The 16,503-nt window shown below is 59.4% G+C and carries 9 protein-coding genes and 6 pseudogenes; 8 read left to right on the forward strand and 7 right to left on the reverse strand.

All coding sequences use genetic code 11. The features are described 5' to 3' along the window. Nucleotides 1-13: 13 nt before the first annotated feature. The 4 genes and pseudogenes from E5X34_RS27340 to E5X34_RS27355 all read left to right on the forward strand — a co-directional run bounded on the left by E5X34_RS27340 (nucleotide 14) and on the right by E5X34_RS27355 (nucleotide 7,745). Complete coding sequence (locus tag E5X34_RS27340) at nucleotides 14-1,324, forward strand: HAMP domain-containing sensor histidine kinase (RefSeq protein WP_292571383.1); 1,311 nt, start codon at nucleotides 14-16, stop codon at nucleotides 1,322-1,324. A gap of 1,950 nt (nucleotides 1,325-3,274) precedes the next feature. After that, nucleotides 3,275-4,579 (forward strand): annotated as a pseudogene (locus tag E5X34_RS27345) (pitrilysin family protein); the annotation flags it as partial. 549 nt (nucleotides 4,580-5,128) lie between these two features. Continuing rightward, nucleotides 5,129-5,854 (forward strand): annotated as a pseudogene (locus tag E5X34_RS32925) (pitrilysin family protein); the annotation flags it as partial. A gap of 415 nt (nucleotides 5,855-6,269) precedes the next feature. Continuing rightward, nucleotides 6,270-7,745 (forward strand): NAD-dependent succinate-semialdehyde dehydrogenase, encoded by a 1,476-nt coding sequence (locus tag E5X34_RS27355; RefSeq protein WP_128292703.1) that lies wholly within the window; start codon nucleotides 6,270-6,272, stop codon nucleotides 7,743-7,745. 784 nt (nucleotides 7,746-8,529) lie between these two features. Here the strand turns inward: E5X34_RS27355 and E5X34_RS27360 are convergent. Then, a complete protein-coding gene (locus E5X34_RS27360; protein ID WP_224570032.1) occupies nucleotides 8,530-9,045 on the reverse strand; it encodes a DUF2285 domain-containing protein in 516 nt (171 codons plus the stop codon). Nucleotides 9,046-9,160: 115 nt separating this feature from the next. Continuing rightward, nucleotides 9,161-9,340, reverse strand: a pseudogene (locus E5X34_RS32930) (DUF6499 domain-containing protein); the annotation flags it as partial. A 498-nt stretch (nucleotides 9,341-9,838) separates the two neighbouring features. Between E5X34_RS32930 and E5X34_RS27365 the strand changes: the two are divergent. From E5X34_RS27365 to E5X34_RS27370, 3 genes and pseudogenes are all read left to right on the forward strand, one after another. Next, nucleotides 9,839-10,294 (forward strand): transposase, encoded by a 456-nt coding sequence (locus tag E5X34_RS27365; RefSeq protein ID WP_256748481.1) that lies wholly within the window; start codon nucleotides 9,839-9,841, stop codon nucleotides 10,292-10,294. A 763-nt stretch (nucleotides 10,295-11,057) separates the two neighbouring features. Then, a pseudogene (locus E5X34_RS32935) lies at nucleotides 11,058-11,171 on the forward strand (hypothetical protein); the annotation flags it as partial. Between the two features lie 3 nt (nucleotides 11,172-11,174). After that, entirely contained in the window at nucleotides 11,175-11,303 is a 129-nt protein-coding gene (locus E5X34_RS27370) for a hypothetical protein (RefSeq protein WP_135907184.1), read from the forward strand. Here the strand turns inward: E5X34_RS27370 and E5X34_RS27375 are convergent. From E5X34_RS27375 to E5X34_RS27385, 3 genes and pseudogenes are all read right to left on the reverse strand, one after another. Then, nucleotides 11,269-11,898 (reverse strand): hypothetical protein, encoded by a 630-nt coding sequence (locus E5X34_RS27375; protein WP_095486042.1) that lies wholly within the window; start codon nucleotides 11,896-11,898, stop codon nucleotides 11,269-11,271. The two genes, E5X34_RS27370 and E5X34_RS27375, sit on opposite strands and share 35 nt — an antisense overlap. Nucleotides 11,899-12,090: 192 nt before the next feature. Further along, nucleotides 12,091-12,404, reverse strand: a pseudogene (locus tag E5X34_RS27380) (ATP-binding protein); the annotation flags it as partial. Nucleotides 12,405-12,414: 10 nt separating this feature from the next. Further along, nucleotides 12,415-12,948: pseudogene (locus E5X34_RS27385) on the reverse strand (IS21 family transposase); the annotation flags it as partial. Nucleotides 12,949-13,464: 516 nt separating this feature from the next. On the opposite strand from E5X34_RS27385, the gene E5X34_RS27390 reads away from it, so the two are divergent. Beyond that, a complete protein-coding gene (locus E5X34_RS27390; RefSeq protein ID WP_126066776.1) occupies nucleotides 13,465-13,824 on the forward strand; it encodes a hypothetical protein in 360 nt (119 codons plus the stop codon). Between the two features lie 569 nt (nucleotides 13,825-14,393). Here E5X34_RS27390 and E5X34_RS27395 read toward each other — a convergent pair. Both E5X34_RS27395 and E5X34_RS27400 read right to left on the reverse strand, forming a co-directional pair. Next, on the reverse strand, nucleotides 14,394-15,710 hold the full coding sequence (locus E5X34_RS27395; RefSeq protein ID WP_063169281.1) for a type II toxin-antitoxin system HipA family toxin: 1,317 nt from the start codon (nucleotides 15,708-15,710) through the stop codon (nucleotides 14,394-14,396). After that, the gene (locus tag E5X34_RS27400) at nucleotides 15,700-16,038 is read right to left on the reverse strand and encodes a helix-turn-helix transcriptional regulator (RefSeq protein ID WP_063169282.1); all 339 of its coding nucleotides are present in this window, start codon (nucleotides 16,036-16,038) and stop codon (nucleotides 15,700-15,702) included. The genes E5X34_RS27395 and E5X34_RS27400 overlap by 11 nt, the downstream gene beginning before the upstream one ends. Nucleotides 16,039-16,503: the final 465 nt, after the last annotated feature.

Below are 16,503 nucleotides of genomic sequence, written 5' to 3' on the forward strand. Positions count from 1 at the left end.
GAACTCGAACAGCATGACGAGAAAGCTGATATCGTGGTTAGGCGGGGCAACGCTCCCGGTTTGGATCGCCGCCCCAACCATTGCTGCGTTCATTTTTTGCAATAATGTAAACGAAAGTTCGGATGACTTGCTCCAGGGGAGCGCAGAGTACAGAGAACCAGAGCTGATCAAGGTCTTGAATGGAAAACACGTTGATCAATACAATAACCACTTGCCAACTTATGAAAAGCACTGGACCTATCGTGAGCAGGTTATTAATAAGTACGGGGTAGTGCTTATTTCTGAACCGGAAGAGGGTCAGCAGCCCTTCCCTGATGCTCCCCTGAGTAACGGCTTTTGGCGAAACGCTGATTACCGCGTCTACACAGAGGAGATCCAAGACGGCGTGTATCATCAGTTGGCCGAACCGCTTGATGGCCGCCGTACCACAATCGCGAAGGGCGCACTTTTTGTCTTCCTTCCGACACTCGTGCTCCTGCCCTTTAGCTTAGCTGTTTGGTGGATCGTGATCCGGCGCTCGCTGCGGCCAATCGAGGTACTGCGACAGCAGATCGGATCGCGCGACGGCGGCAATCTGTCACCAATGGACTTGGGCGATTTCCCGGCAGAGTTGGCTCCAATCGCGGCATCCGTCAATCGGCTTCTCGATCGTCTGCGGGCGGCTCTCGAGGCCGAACGCGAGTTCGCCGCAAACAGTGCGCATGAACTGCGCACGCCGATCGCAGGTTCAATCGCTCAGATGCAGAGATTAGTGGCCGAGCTTCCCAATGGGTCGGCCAAAATGCGTGCGCGCGGCATCGAGCAAGCGCTGTCGAGCCTTGGCCGCCTTGTCGAAAAAGTGCTTCAGCTCGCTCAAGCCGAATCGGGGGTTGGCATGGCGGATCACGCGATCGATCTTGTCCGATCGGTTCGGCTGGAAATCGATGACCTGAGGAAAAAGCCGCAATATGCCGGACGCCTGCATCTTAACGTCGACGGCTGCCCCACTTTGATGCGCAAAGTGGATGTCGATGCGTTTGGGATCCTCCTTCGTAACCTGATCGAGAATGCGCTGATACATGGACTGCCCACTGTTCCGACAACAGTTTCCGTCCAAACTGATGGAACCATCGCTATTGCAAACGCCGGACCGGTGGTGCCCCTCCCCGACCTCGAAGGGCTTACAAAGCGATTTAGTCGTGGTGCTACTCCTGCTGCGGGCTCAGGCCTTGGTCTACATATCGCTAACATGGTTATCCAGCGGATCGGTGGCAGTCTAGAGCTTGCGTCGCCCGCCCGCGGTCGCAATGATGGTTTCGAGGCGATCATACGAATTCCTCAATGACACCGGTGAATTCGACGACAGTTGGACACAGGGCGGATTGCTGGCAAGGCTGCTGACAGGGCGAACTGTACGGCAGTATGTATACGGCGTAGAAATCGTACTTCACACAACGCATTTCGGCCGCGGCAATCAATGCCGCTATCATCGTCTGAGCAGTTCGATCGAAGCGACACGACATGATCGGCAAAATCGAAGGCTCCGCCTCACCGCTCGCTCGATTTCGCCCGGGGAGAAAAAAGGCCATCCGAGAAAGTGCAAGCCGCCGCGCAAAGGCGACGTGTCCAATTGTCTGGGTGCCCCTGTGCGCCGGCCCGATCGGGTTGGCGCAGGTCCAGTAAGGACCCGGACCAACCATTCCATTTAGACGACCGGCAGGTTTTAATCGGCGTCCGGATCGCCGTCCCAAAATGCCCCAAGTATACGGCTAGAAAGGCTGCCAACGATCGAGCTTTGGTCGGAGGCGTGCTTGTCAGCGTCTTGGGTGCTTGACCGGCCTTTGCAATGGCCATCGCCATCGCAAGTATCGTGCGTGGCCAGTGAGACCGCAATTTCATCAGCCTGGAGCCGACCGTATCGGTGCTTTTTTATGATTTAGGGATTTTTCGTTTTCCTCTTGGATCATCACGGGTTTGGAGAGGATCTGGTGTTAAGTGCCATTCGGAGCGCCGGCGAACGGCCCGAAATTAATGTGGTCGAGTGATGAAGCCTCCCGAATGCGTTAAACGAGACCCTTTATGGCGGCCCTGGCTGACAACAGTCTGAAAGCTGCAAGCGGCATGCGAAAATGGGGCGATCCTGAATGACGACAGATGCTATCAACATGAAAGAGGCTCGCCCTGAAAGCTGAGCACGCTTTATGCTCAGGCTGCTGACAAGGCCAAAGCAGCGTAAGTGCGTAGTGAAATCCAAGGTCCACATGGGTCGTCGCGCGTCCCATGCGCCTGGGAAGGCGCCGGCCCGGCCAAGCTTTCCCAGCTCGTCCGCATGATGCTTCGCTGAGCGTCAATGGACGTTGGCGCGAGACCAAGGCGTCGTGCGTTGCAATCCGGACGGTCCAGGGTATCAGGAGTTTCACGGCCTCGGCCCGCTTGGCTGGCCACAGTTGAAGCTCCAACGTACCGGCTGGCACCGGGAAATTGGGCTCTGCGCTGCCTCAACGCTGATGGCACGGTCAATGCTTGCCTACCGATGGGGCCGCCCATGCCGTGATGCTGTCGGTCGACGTTCGCAAACCAGACCCTCGCGAGACCCAGCGAAGGGGCTCGCCGGTACGACGAGGGACCTTACCTCTTTATGCGCGGCATCATTATCGAGGATGACATGTTGCCTTACACGTCGTCCCTCGCGCTCGGGTCTTTGTGGGGCGGATGAAGTCCTGATCGCGGTGGCACTGCTGCATGTTTGCGTAAGACCCATCCAGTCACGATCGCGCTGTCCTTCGATGTCGCGGTGCTGATAGGCGGGCAGATCGGTGTGCGCGGCGCCCGCCAAAGGATCGTCGTCACGCCGGAGGAGGCGAGCGTCATAGCCGGCGCGCCGGCGAAAGGCGCTTTCTGTCGGATGCCCGACAATGTCGGATATCGCAAGTATCAAGGTTGGATCAAACCTTGCGAATCGGGGCTTTCTTACTTGGCACGGGGCATGCTCAGGTATCCGCAAACACCCAATGGATAACGAGCAGACTTCCCATGGCCTCACCATGCCGAAAGTTTCCCGGACGCATCCAAAGATGAGGCTCGCGTCAGGCCCAGCAACACGCTGACGGCTCATGTGGCTCGGCGTCGCGTGCCGATCCACTTTCTCCCAATAGGCGTTCGGGAGACATAGATCCTTCAAAATGAGGAACAGATCACTTTGCCAGGAACGCAGCCCATAACCCCACTCTCCCTACCAGAACTACCAAGCAAGCCCCGCACTCATGGGCTTCGCAGGACGTCCGTTGCGTCCGAGTTGGTCGGCGCGGGGCCGGCTCCGATCCCCGTCGCATGGGAGGACGGCAAGGCGAGGGATTTCGTGCTCGACAACGGCATGGAGGTGGTCGTCATTCCCAACCACCGGGCGCCGATCGTCACCCACATGGTGTGGTACAAGATCGGCAGCGCCGACGAGCCGCCGGGCAAATCCGGCATCGCCCATTTCTTCGAGCATCTGATGTTCAAGGCGACGACCAACCATGCGGGCGGCGAATTCGACCGCGCAGTGTTCGAGATCGGCGGCTCCAACAACGCCTTCACCTCCTCCGACTACACCGCCTTCTATCAGACAGTGGCGCCGTCGGCGCTCGAGCTGATGATGAGCTTCGAGGCCGACCGAATGCGAAACCTCATCCTGACCGACGATGTCGTCAAGACCGAGCGCGATGTGGTCATCGAGGAGCGCCGCTCAAGCACCGACACCAACCCGCAGGACGTTCTCCATGAGGAGATCGACGCGACGCTGTGGCAGAACCACCCCTATCGCATCCCGATCATCGGCTGGATGCAGGAGATCGAGCAGCTGAACCGCGTCGACGCCACCGTCTTCTATGAAAAGTACTACTGGCCCAACAACTCCGTGCTGATCGTGGCCGGCGATGTCGAACCGGACACGGTGCGGGCGCTGGCCGAAAAGACCTATGGCAAGGTGGCGCGCGGACCTGACCTGCCGCCGCGCATCCGGCCGGTTGAGCCCGAGCAGAACACCAGGCGCACCGTCACGCTCTCAGACGCCCGCGTCAGCGTGCCCAGTTTTTCGACGCAGTGGGTGGTGCCGTCCTACCACACCGCCAAGCCGGGCGAGGCCGAAGCGCTCGACCTGCTGGCCGAAATTCTCGGCGGCGGTAACCGCGGCCGGCTCTACCAGGCGCTCGCTGTCCAGCAAGGTATCGCTTCCAGCGCCCGCGTCTATTTCCAGGGCACTATGCTCGACGACACCAAGTTCGCCATCTATGGCGCACCGCGCGGCGATGCCAAGCTGGCTGATCTCGAAGCGGCGGCCGCTGCCGAAGTTGCCCGCATTGCCGAGGATGGTGTCAGCAACGAGGAACTAGGCAAGGCCAAGGACCACTATTTGCTCAATATGATCTTTGCGGAAGACAACCTGGACTGGCTCGCCAGCATCTACGGCTCGACGCTGGCCACCGGCGGTACCGTGAAGGATGTCGAGGAACGGCCGAATCGCATCCGCAAGGTTACCCCCGAGCAAATCAAAGCAGTTGCCGCCCGCTATCTCGCGTTCGACCGTTCGACCACGGGCTATCTCTTGCCCAAGACGGAGAATCAAGAGATGACGCTCGGCGCTCGGCCCCATGCTGCGATGAACATCCAGGAGGTGAAGTCCGAAAAGGGCATCATCGCCTGGCTGGTGGAGGACCACACAGTGGAAATCGTCAACATCGGCTTTGCCTTCAAGGGCGGCACCAAGCAGGACCCGGTCGGGAAGGAGGGGATGGCCAAACTGATGGCCGGCCTGTTCATCGAAGGCGCTGGCCATTACGACAGCGGTGCCTTCCAGGTGAAGCTCGACCATGCCGGCGCCGAAATGAGTTTGGACGCGCAAAGCGACGACATCTACGGATCGATGTGCATGCTTTCCAAAAAGCAGGACGCGGCGTTCGGCCTGCTTCGGCTCGCGCTGAACGCGCCGCGCTTCGAGCAGGGGCCGATCGATCGCGTCCGCGCCGAGATTGTCTCCCGCATCGTCGGCAGCGAGCGAGACCCTAACGCCATCGCTCAGCGCAAATGGCTGCGCGCGATCTATGGCGCGCATCCTTGTTCAAGGCTGGGAGAAGGCACAAAAGAGAGCCTGCCCGGCATCACGCCGTCCGACCTCCGCGCCTTCCACCAGGCCATTTTCGCTCGCGACGGGCTCCATATTGCCGTGGTGGGTGACATTGACGCGAACACGTTGAGGGAAAGGCTTGACCAGCTGTTTGGTGATTTGCCTGAGCAACAAACCCTCGTCCCCGTCTACGATGTCGCGCCGAAACTCGGTCAACTGGTGGAGGAGAACTACGACCTGCCGCAGACTTCGCTGACGTTGGCCTGGCCTGGCGTGAAGCCTAGCGCGCCGGATTTCTACGCGGCCGTGCTGCTGAACGACATCCTTGGCGGCTCATACTTGACTTCCCGCCTTTACGAGGAGGTACGTCAAAAACGCGGCCTTGCCTATCACGTCAGCTCTGAACTAACCCTTGACTCGCTTCTGGTTACGACAGAGACACGCTCGGACTGCGCTGCCCAAACACTGAGCATCGTGCGAGATGTGGTAAAGCAGATGGCGCAGCAAGGACCGACCGGGGCCGAGCTCAAGGCGTCGAAGAAGCACCTGATCGGCGCCTATGCCATCGACCAACTGGGCTCGACCCGCTCGATTGCAGACCGGCTCCTGGATTTGCAGATTCACAAGGCCGACGTCGACTACAACCAGCGTCGCGCCCGCAGCATCGGTCGGGTGACGCTCAAACAGGTCAAGGCGGCGGCCAAAAAGCTGCTTTCGGCCGAGCCCGCCATTTTGGTGGTCGGCCCGCCGCTGGGCGGCAAGGATGAGTAAAGAAACTCATCTCACCTTCCTTCTTCATCGGGGCTTCTCGTGGGAAGAGCGAATGTGGAGGCCCGTGGGCCAAGCAGATCATGCAGACGCGCGGAGTCGTTTTCGCCGACCTTGCGCGGCATTGGCGGTCCGGCGGCCTCTCGCCGAAATGGCGCTCCTCAGCATGTATGCCGCCTTTTTGCAGAATTCAGTCGCATGCCACCAGCAGGCATGGTGGATGAAGCAAACATCCGACTGCTTAATCCATCAATTGATGAACCGCGGGCACTCAAACTAACGAAACTGCTGTCTTTTCATCGGGCTAGCGTGGTCTACCAGCTGCTTTGCCGAGGCCCTACGACGAACCCACTGGTGCAGAATACACACTGACGGCCTGTCGACCTGGATGTTCGCTGCGTTGAGGAGGAATCCGGTATTGCCCCTGTGCCTGCCGATGATCCGCCGTCTGAAATCCCCGCACCTGTTTGGAGCCATCGACCGCCTGCCGGCACTCGGCAGACCAGTTGGCAATAAGACGTTCGAGGTCGTCAATCCGTCGACCGGCGAAGTTTTGGCAGAGCTTCCCGATATGGGCGTGGAGGAGACACGTGCTGCGGTAGACAAGGCCTATGTTGCGCAGTCGGGATGGGCCGCGTTGACGGCCCGAGAACGTAGCGACGTTCTTTGGCGATGGCATCAGCTGATCATCGACCATGCAGGCGATCTCGCCGCGATTCTGACTGCGGAAATGGGCAAGCCGCTTGCCGAAGCCATTTCAGAGGTATCGCATGCGGCGGCGTATCTGCAATGGTATGCCGAGGAGGCCAATCGCGTCTATGGCGAGACGATCTCGGCACCCTCGACAGACCGCCGAATGCTAGTGATCAAGCAGCCCATCGGCGTTGTTGGCACGATCACGCCATGGAATTTCCCGGCCTCCATGGTGGCGCGCAAAATCTCGCCGGCCTTGGCTGCGGGCTGCACAATCGTGCTCAAGCCCGCTGAACAGACGCCGCTCGTGGCTGGCGCAATGTTCGCCCTCGCCCATCAGGCCGGCTTTCCCGATGGCGTGGTCAACCTGATCTATGCGTCCGAAGGTGATCGCGTGGGCCGTGAACTCTGCACCAATTCCAAGATTCGAAAGATCAGCTTCACCGGTTCGACCGAGGTCGGACGGCTGCTGATGCGTCAGTGCTCTGACCAGATCAAGAAGGTCAGCCTTGAACTCGGCGGCAATGCACCTTTCATCATCTTCGATGATGCCGACATTGACGGTGCTGTTGACGGTGCGGTCCAGGCGAAGTTCCGCAATGCCGGCCAGACCTGCGTTTCCGCGAACCGCATTTACGTCCAATCGAGCGTTCACGATGAGTTCGTCAAGAAATTCGTGGAAAGAATCCGGCACTTGTCGGTTGGCGACGGATTCTATGCCGGAGTGGACATCGGACCGCTCATCGACAAGCATGCTCTGGCCAAGATCGAGTCTCACGTCGCAGATGCCATTGCGAAAGGCGGCACAATACGATGCGGGGGCCAGCGTATCGGCAAGAATGGCACGTTTTTCGAACCCACGGTCCTCACCGAGATTTCCAGCGTCATGGCAGTCGCGCAAGAGGAGACATTCGGGCCGCTCGCGCCGATCATTCGCTTCAACGATGCGGATCAGGTCGTGCGCGAGGCCAATGACACGATATACGGCCTCGCCGCATACTTCTATGCCTCAAACCTGAAGCGGGTCTGGCGTGTGGCAGAGGCTCTGGAATATGGCATGGTTGGCATCAACACGGGACGCATGTCCTCGGAGGCGGCACCGTTTGGCGGGATCAAACAATCCGGCATCGGGCGGGAGGGTTCCCGTCATGGCCTCGAGGACTATCTGGAAATGAAATATCTTTGCATGGGCGGGATTTGAAACCTGCTGCACTGTCTCTCCGCCCCACCGGGGGGCGGCCTGCGGTCAATGCCGCCACCTAATTGGAAGTTCCAAACGCCGTTGACCTGAAACACGGATGCCCGGCAGGAGACTGAGCTCGCTGTCGGGCCGGACATGCCTTGGGAGGGCATAAGTCAGCGCTCCTAGGGCCGATGGGCCACTCAGTTCGTGCGCCTTTTGCCGATTGCGTTGCATGTGCCGTGCCAAGCCAAAAAGCATTGATAAACCGCCGATGGATCAGCTTTTGCCCTGTTGCGCATTCTACATTGTGGGATATGCGACAATGCCCAAGCGGTTGAATCGTCGTGTTGCAGAACCCCAGACGGGTCATGACTGCTATTCTTAGGACAGTGCGCAGCAAGCCGCTACTCGCTGCACTCCAGGCACACCATTTCCATAATCAAGCGGTGGGTGCTATGTTGACCGAGCTGTCGACCAGGGAACGGTGTGAGGCCTCAGATCCCTCCATATTGTTGCACCCGCCGGTCCAACAGGACTGCAGGTCCGGCCTCAAAGGATCTTGGCTGCTATGGCGACATTGCGGTGCACGCCGCTTTCCGACCAATGATGTGCGTCCAGGTCGAGGCCGGCCCTAATGAACCACCGCCTTGGCACCCTCGCCCATCTCATTTCGGCATCGACAAGCTAGACCAGAGCGCACTTGCAAGGCGCCATGCAGTCCTGTCGGCGGGCGAACTGTTGGTGACGGGTACAGCTGCGAGCGAACGTTCATCCACCGACGCACAGCGCGGACTGTCGCTTTTCAAATTAGGAAATCTCTGTAGCCACCATTCATGAGCGCGCGGCCACGCGAGACGGCCCGACGGATGCGGTCGCGCAGATGATCGCGAGGATCCGCCCAGTCGGCATGGACGCGCCGTTGACCGATGAGAACTTCGGCGAGCTCGCGATGAGGTGCTCCGGCGAGCGAACCGTCGAGCGCACGAAGAACGAAGGACAAACGAACGCCGCGCTTTTCCGGCGCAAACAAGCGGGGGGGCAACTGTTGCCCTAGACTGAGAGCATTGAGGCACTCCAGTCCCCTCAGTCGATGCTTTAAAAGCACCGCGGGCCAGATGGCTTGCGTATGCAGGCAAACAGGGTGGAGGATATTCGCGCCCGAGACGGCGAGCTGCAGCGCGTGGTCCGCATTGCGAAGAAGAACATGCTGGCTCTTGTCGGGCGCCAGCAGGACGATTGCACGACAGGGCAATGCCGAGAGTTCGAACGGCGGTGTCGGCGACGAGGCAGGCAACCGTTCCGCAATGACCGGCAGCACATGGACGCACCAGAGCGGACACCAGAATACGACCGAAGCGCGGCCACAAGACTCCGCGAAACAGAACACCCCAGCGTGACAGGTCGCCGGCCGACGCGACCATATCGAGAAAGGATTGGAGAGACCAAGTCTTGCAATGCTGGCGCGCAGCGGTCAGATCGCGCTGGAACGCTGGATTGCGGCGTAAGAACTCCCAAGCCCACTCCCGCAGCGTCAGGCCAGCGGTGTAGTCGTATGATCTTTCATCCCGCCAATCGGCCTGATCCGCGCCAGTCAGGAGATTCATGACTGACATCCCCTGCCCGCGCCTGCGTGCGTCGAAACATTATGCCACTTCGCAAAGCATCGGCGAAGGCAGCAGACGTCGAAGACCCCGTTTCGTTGAAGCGTCAGCCATCGCCACTGTCGGCGACAGAAGATGTGCCCAAATTGCCACCAGACCGTCGAACTGGCACAGCGACGGCCAGCGCGACCTGGAATTGATCCCGTAACGGTCATCGGCTCCTGCGTCGCGATCCAGACGTCCCTTGAAGGCGCAGTAGCGCGGCAGTGGATCGCACGCTGCTTGTCGGCAAGTTGTCGTAGCGGCGGCGCCATAGGCACGGTCATCGGAGGGTCTCCTGCGGCAAGCTTTCGCCATTGGAGGCCAATCTCCCCGCTAGGGCAGCCTGTGCAGTTGCACAGGTGAAGCGGATCAATCAGGGGGAGCCATGGCGGAAACTGGATGATGGCGGCTTGAGGAGAGCGGCGTATCGAGGCGGGTGATGAAGCCTGCCAGTACCTCTCAAGGAGAGTGATACGCCATGAACGAGACTATCAACACATTGTTCGCCTTCGTCAGCCCGACGAAATCGATGATACCCTGACGGATGTACTTCGCAGCGGCGCGCGCAAATTGCTTGCGCATGCGATCGAGATGGAGGCCGAGGCGTATGCCAAGGCGGTCGACTGCCTGACGAAAGATCATATTGCGTCGCTGGCGCTCTACGATTTCCCCGCCCAACACTGGGATCATCTGCGAACGTCCAATCCCATCGAAAGCGTCTTTGCAACCGTTCGCTATCGCACGGTGCGTACCAAGGGCTCGCTATCCTCGAAAACCGCCCAGCTGATGGTCTTCAAGCTGTTGGCCGCGGCCAGGAAGTGGCGACGATTGAAAGGACAAAATCAGTTGCCGAAACTCATCGCAGGTGCCAGGTTCCTGGACGGAATCCAGGTCATCGAAACGAAGCCGCAGAGCGCCGCTTGATCAGCCTCGTCACCCAAATTCCAGCATAGCTCCATCGGAACTGCCAGCCTTCCTTGCCGATCAGGCGCATATCAGCGCTGACGATACCGAGGACGGCGATGGCGGTCACCTCCAGGCCGCCGAGTAACGACCCTCAAAACACCGCACTGGTCGAGGCCAGCCTGAACCGGTATCTTGTGCCTGCCCTCGGGAGTCGCTCTATCCACCATGTGATCGACACCGACATTGCTAACATCACCAAGAAGATCGTCGCCGGGGGTCACCCGCAAGCGGCTAACACGGCCTTCTGGTGTATGCGGGCATTTTTCAACTGGTGTCGCAAACCGCCGCAACGGCTCATCCGCGGTTTCCCCGCGAGGGATTGGAAAATCCGGATCCGGCCCCGATCGTCAAGCGCAAGCGAGTGGTGAACGATGCCGAACTGGCGGCTATATGAACGGGCTGTGAGCCCGAACCGGGCGATATCGGCTATTCGTTCGGCTCCATCGTCAAGCTGCTCATTCTGACCGGACAGAGGCGTACGGAAGTTGCCGCGATGCGTTGGTCCTCAACCTTGAAGCCGGAACATGGAACTATCGGGTGACCGCACGAAGAACGAAGAGCCTACGCTTATTCCGCTGTCCACACTGGCGGTGTCGGTCCCCCAGACGGTACCGAAGACCAATGACACGTTTTTTTCCCTGCGAGGGGCAACGAAAGAAGCCACTTCTCAGGCTACGCGAAGGGCAAGAAGGCTCTAGACGGCAAGGTCAATACTGACGGGGTGGCTTTGGAGAACTGGACCCTTCACGATCTGCGCAGGACGCTCGCGACAAATCTCGGCAGGCGGCAGGTATTGCCACACGTCATCGAGCACATACTGAATCACAAGGCGGCGTCCTTGACAGACATTGGCGAAATCTACAATCTCTATAGCAACGTCAAGGAGAAGCGCGAGGTGTTGCAGATGTGGTCAAATCACATCGAATGGCTGATCAAGCAGGCTGCGGATGACGCTCTGGCGGCGTAGCTGCTGGCATGGGCGGAAGATGCGGCGCAACAATCGTCAGAGCCTCATCGAATTGGAGATCATGCTTGACCAGCAAATGCGCGGCCAATGCTTCGATGGCCGACCAGTGATCGAGTACTAGCCGGGCCGTGCAATCTTCGATCCGCCCCCAATCGGGGCGGCGCGGCATCAGGAACCGCAACTCACCATAGATTCGCTTGGCATCCGCGTAGTCGCTGCTCCCCTCATTCCCATCGGACGCATTCATCGCCATATCGCGCGGGTCCAGATAGCCTTCGAATGCGGATTCTGCAAAAGGACCTGCCAGACACGCAACTATCTCCCGGATCGCATCATCGCGTTCCAAACATCGATCCATATCGTCCTCGAAAATCGGCTTTCGCTTCGAGGTGAATCCTTGCGCTGAATAAAAACCCGCGCCTTCGACAACACCACCGCACTCTCCGTCACCGACGTCGGGGTAAATACTAACACTTGAGAAAGCAGGGAGTTCACGGTCGTCGTCGAACGTCTGACGGTGCAAAACGATGGCGGCCACCGCGTGCCCGGCTTCGTGATGCGCCACAAGCGGCAGATATTGGGAGGCTACATTCATGCGGTGCGGCTCTCAGGTCTAGTTTGCTTTTGCGCATAGGACCGCAATTGTCGTGCCAACTGGGAAAATCGTTTCGGGCAATGCGATCGCTCCGATAGCGTTGCGTCTCCTGTCTGACATTGTTGGGAAGTCGACACGCGCCCGTCGCAATGCGGTCGACCTTCCGCGCGAGTTGGGTGACCCGTGAAGGCGGCCGACCAGGACGATGTTGCGCTGATCGGCGACGAAGGCGCGGCCGGGCGAGATCGCGCATCAGGGGGTGACCGGCGTGTCGGCGAAGTCGAAGTCGTCGATGTCCTTGGCCAGCGGCAACTTGGCGACAGCGAACTGGTATTTGATGGAGCGGGCCTGCTTCTCCGATATCTCGGCCTGCAAGAGATCACCGACAATCCTGGGCGGCTCGTGCCGTCGCTTGATGGCGACGCGCCCATGATCTCGTCATAGGCTCTGCGCATTCCGTAGAGCTTCAGCGCTCCCATCAGTTCCAGTACCTCGGTGCGTTCCATGGCTGTTTGTCCTCCTGAGACTGTCATAGCGGGTGCAGTCGGCGACCGCTCGTGAGCTAGCTTCAGCGCTTGGGGAATGGAAAGGATCGTGCCCGGCGCCGGATCGCGGCTGCGGGCCAGGATGTTGAGGATCACCGGCGCCGACGATGCACCGTGCTCGATGGCTTCCTGACAGGCGGCCTCGACCGCGCTCAATCCGTCGGTCAGCACCCAGGTGAGGATCAACACCATCTGCCGGTCGACGTCATCAACCGCCTTGAGCTGCGCCGCACCTTCTCCATTGCCGACCGCACGACCCAGCCAAGGAACGGCGCGCGCCGTGTGCCAGGGATCGTAGGCGACCTCGTTGCGGCCAAAGGAGCGAACGTGTTCTCCCACGACCACGCCATCCTCTGGCGGATGCGATCCGATCGACATAAGCATGGATCTCGATGGGCCGACCGACGGCACTCGACAGCACCGAGTATTTGTTGTTGTCGAAGCGCACCGTGCAGGTCTTCGACACCGACGGGGGAATGCAATGGAAGCCGTCGAAGCGACCGGCAGCCGCTCCCGCTGCGGCTTGGCCGCATTCGCCGACAGCAGCCGGTCCCGCGTCTCACGCCGAGCTCCCATGCGGGGATAGGGCTGGTGCTTGCGCTCGTAGCGGAACTGCGTCTCCTCAGAACGCAGGACCTTGCGCACCACCTTGCGCGAGATCTTCAGCTCACGGCAGATCGCTTTGATCGACTTCCCCTGGACCAGCGACAGCCGACGTATCTTTGCAATCGTCTCTAAAACCAACATCCAAAACACAAATGCCTCCGATCAAGCCGGAGGCATCTTGATGACCCCATCGTTAAGGGGTCCCGTTTGGACGAAAATCACCCTTTAAACAGGGTCCCCATTCCACGAAAAATCAATGCACTACCTTCCAAAGCTGCGAGAGATCGCCACCGACCGCTTTGAAGGGGCTTTCGGCGGTCTCGTCAGCGAGGTTGTGGCATGAAGAAACATCAATCCACAGCATTGGGCCGAAGCATGCCACGGGCTCATGCCGCGGGAGAGCGGGAAGATATTCTTGAAAGAAGAAGCGGTCTCCGACATCAATACCGACAGGATGGGCAGCTTTCTCACATCACTTGAGGTCGAGCGTGGCAGTTGCGACCCGCAATGCAAGGCTGGCGGCGATGCATGCCTTTGCGCGGTTCCTGATTTCGGAGCACCCCGAATATTAGGATACGCTGCAACTGGTGGTGACACTTCCCTTCAAGAGGGCGCGTGGGTGGCACCTGTCGAATATCTCGATGAGCCCGGAAATCAAGAGCGTCCTGGCGCGTATCGTCCGCCGCACGCCTTCTGGACAGCGGGATTACGCTCTGTTTTCGCTGATGTTCAATACGGATGCACGAGTTCAGGGATCCTGAATCTTCGATTGTGACCTTCGTCTGGTATCGCCCTGTCCCGCCGAGCAAAGCAACGACCGCCCCACACTGCTCACCCGGTTCGGTGTTCCATACTTGCTGCGCACACATGGCTGCGGGCGAAGGAACCACCATGGCGGAAAAAAGCATCCATCATCGCCCTTTGCGGGACACGACGGCCATCCACCTCGTCAAGGCGGGTGTTGACATCGCCACCATCAGTCGATGGCCAGGCCACTCGGGCTGAACTAACGATGCGCTACGCCCAGGCCGGTATCGATATGAAGCGGCAAGCGCTCGAACAAGGCTTCCCCGACGTGATGTCATCGGCAAAAGATCAGACGATCATCGCTTTGATGGCTGGATGTTTGGCTGGCTGCACCGCTTGTAGACGCTCAGTTATGTGGAGTTGTATCGCGGGAAGTCGCGCGTCTTGGGCTTTTGCGGTGTCAGCTCCACATCTCTCCGCAGTGCACGTTGTCACTGTTGAAGAGCCGTTTGTTCAATCTTCGTCCTGGCACGGCAAGGGTTGTCGATATTGTGGGCGTCTTGCGCTTGCCGAGCTTGTCCGAAATCCAGCGCCGGATCAGGCGTGAACACTGTTGCGTAGTTCGTCAGCCAGAGCGCGGAGAACGTCGGCGCTTCCTTCCAGCGCCGTAAAAGCGTAGGGATTGAGGAACTGTCGGCCCCAGAACAGATTGCGATCTGTGCCGGATAGCGTAGCTTCCTCGCTGACACGCGGCCAATTCTCCGCAATGCATCGGAGCTGGCCTTCAACAATCGCAAGAGCTTCCGGCGCGCTGAGCAGGAAGTGATGCGCCGCTTCAAGGCAGGACGCTATCCGGCTCATGCGGTTATTGCCGCTGATGAGCATGGCCTGGCTGGCCTCCTGGCCACTGCGGGCCTGCGGACAAATATCGTACGCAGGCGTGAGGGTGAGCTTAGCGCCGTCCCAGAATGCCGCATGGTTGCGGGCATGATCGTCGGTGTTGCCGCAAAGTATGTTGAAGACAATGCGGCTGAACAACTCGCGCAGAGTTTCCGACGGCGCGGTGAATCGGTGGCGAATGATCTCCGCCAAATCCTGGTAGCTGGCGTAACGCGCCATCATCTCATCGAGCGCGAGCATCGTCAGCGCTGAGACCATGGATTTGCGTTGCCAGCCGCCCGTGACCTTGATCCGGTCGAATCGCTCGACGAGCAACACGTCGTTGCCTGCGGCGCGAACGAGCGAGACGGATGCCGCTCTGATGCCGCACAAGGCGGCAAGCCGCATGGCTATGAATTCTCCTTTGACGACGCTGTAAAGGTCGGCAGACGAGGAAAATTTCGCGACATGCTTGACGGCGTCACCCTCGATCAGCGCCTTTGGCCTTGCGCCGCCGATCGAGCTGCCGTGATGCAGCGCCTGATCTAATTCGGGGGTGAGCGGAATACCTTTCTCTACCCGCTCCGCCGATTGGACAAGCTCTTCGAGAGTGGCATTGGCCAGTGCGCGCGGCTCGTAATGCATTGGCGAAAACTGAAAATCGAGCGCGCCGATGCGGTCCGAGCCTGATTCCAGCAAGAACGTCAGTTCTGAAATATCGAGCCGCGCGATTTCATCGCCCTTCACACCGAATTTGCGGTTTAGGATAACCCGTCGTCCCCAGGCATCAGGGGCAGCATCGCGGATGCATCCCGGCATGGTTAGGCCAGGAAGCAAAGGCAATTCGCCTGCCTTCAGGGGCAGTTCCGGGAGATAAAGCGGGATCGCGCTTCCCAGTTCACGAAAGCTCCTGCCATAGTTGAAGCTGACGAGTCCGTCATGGGCATATAGCCGCCCGGCGACAACCGGCGCGGTCTCGCCCGGCAGCCAGACCCAGACATAGGCTTCGTCGTACTTGGGGACCTTAGAACTCATCGACGATCTGCTTGCCGGCCTTGTAGACGTGCTTCGGCAGCAGCGCGATGCGATCGTCCATGCGGCCTGTGAGGGCTGTGATGCCATTGCCGTCGGCATCGAACAGCTTCACACCGACAATGGCAGCAGCTTCGAACATCAGTCCGATTTCGACTTTGGGATCGCCCTTCTCGATGCGCTGCAGGGTGCTGCGTGAAACACCGATTCTCTCGGCTAACTCCTGTGCGGTTAACCGGTGCTGCATCCGGCCAAGCCGGATGGTCTTACCGAAAAGGCCAAGCGCTTCCATCGCGTAGCGCGAATAGGTGCGTTTATACGTTGCCTTCATTCGGGTCTCTGTGACCTATGCATGATCCATATCGCCTTCTTTCGAACTTTATATAGGTAATGTCACAGAGCGACTGCCAAAGTCAAGACTCCGTATCGCAAGCGTTACCCATCCGAACGAGGAAGGCGGATATTGCCGACGGCTCCTGCACAACCGGCCAGCTCTGCGCGTCTCGGGCGAGGCGGAGATCTGGCGCTGGATCGCGGACAGCCTTGAGACGCCTCGCATGAGTCATTCATGGGCGGTCCCTGGTGCGGGGCCGCGGCGCTCGACTGCTGGCCGACATTCTCGGCGGCGGGACCCGCATCCGGCTACACCAGCACTTTTCGACCGCATACGCGCCCAGCTTCTCTCCGAAATCATTGCCAATGAGCGCGAACCTCATGCGATCGCCGAGCTGGCCTGGCGGCGCGGAATCTACGCACGCATCCGTATTCGAGACCGCCCAAGGGAGGCTGACTAGCG

Source organism: Mesorhizobium sp. (assembly GCF_004963255.1).
GTDB lineage: Bacteria > Pseudomonadota > Alphaproteobacteria > Rhizobiales > Rhizobiaceae > Mesorhizobium.

Bases quoted from the DNA above. Each gene is read 5' to 3' on its own strand.
- E5X34_RS27400 (WP_063169282.1), bottom strand. From the start codon at position 16,038: ATGAAGGCAACGTATAAACGCACCTATTCGCGCTACGCGATGGAAGCG.
- E5X34_RS27375 (WP_095486042.1), bottom strand. From the start codon at position 11,898: ATGAATGTAGCCTCCCAATATCTGCCGCTTGTGGCGCATCACGAAGCC.
- E5X34_RS27395 (WP_063169281.1), bottom strand. From the start codon at position 15,710: ATGAGTTCTAAGGTCCCCAAGTACGACGAAGCCTATGTCTGGGTCTGG.
- E5X34_RS27340 (WP_292571383.1), top strand. From the start codon at position 14: ATGACGAGAAAGCTGATATCGTGGTTAGGCGGGGCAACGCTCCCGGTT.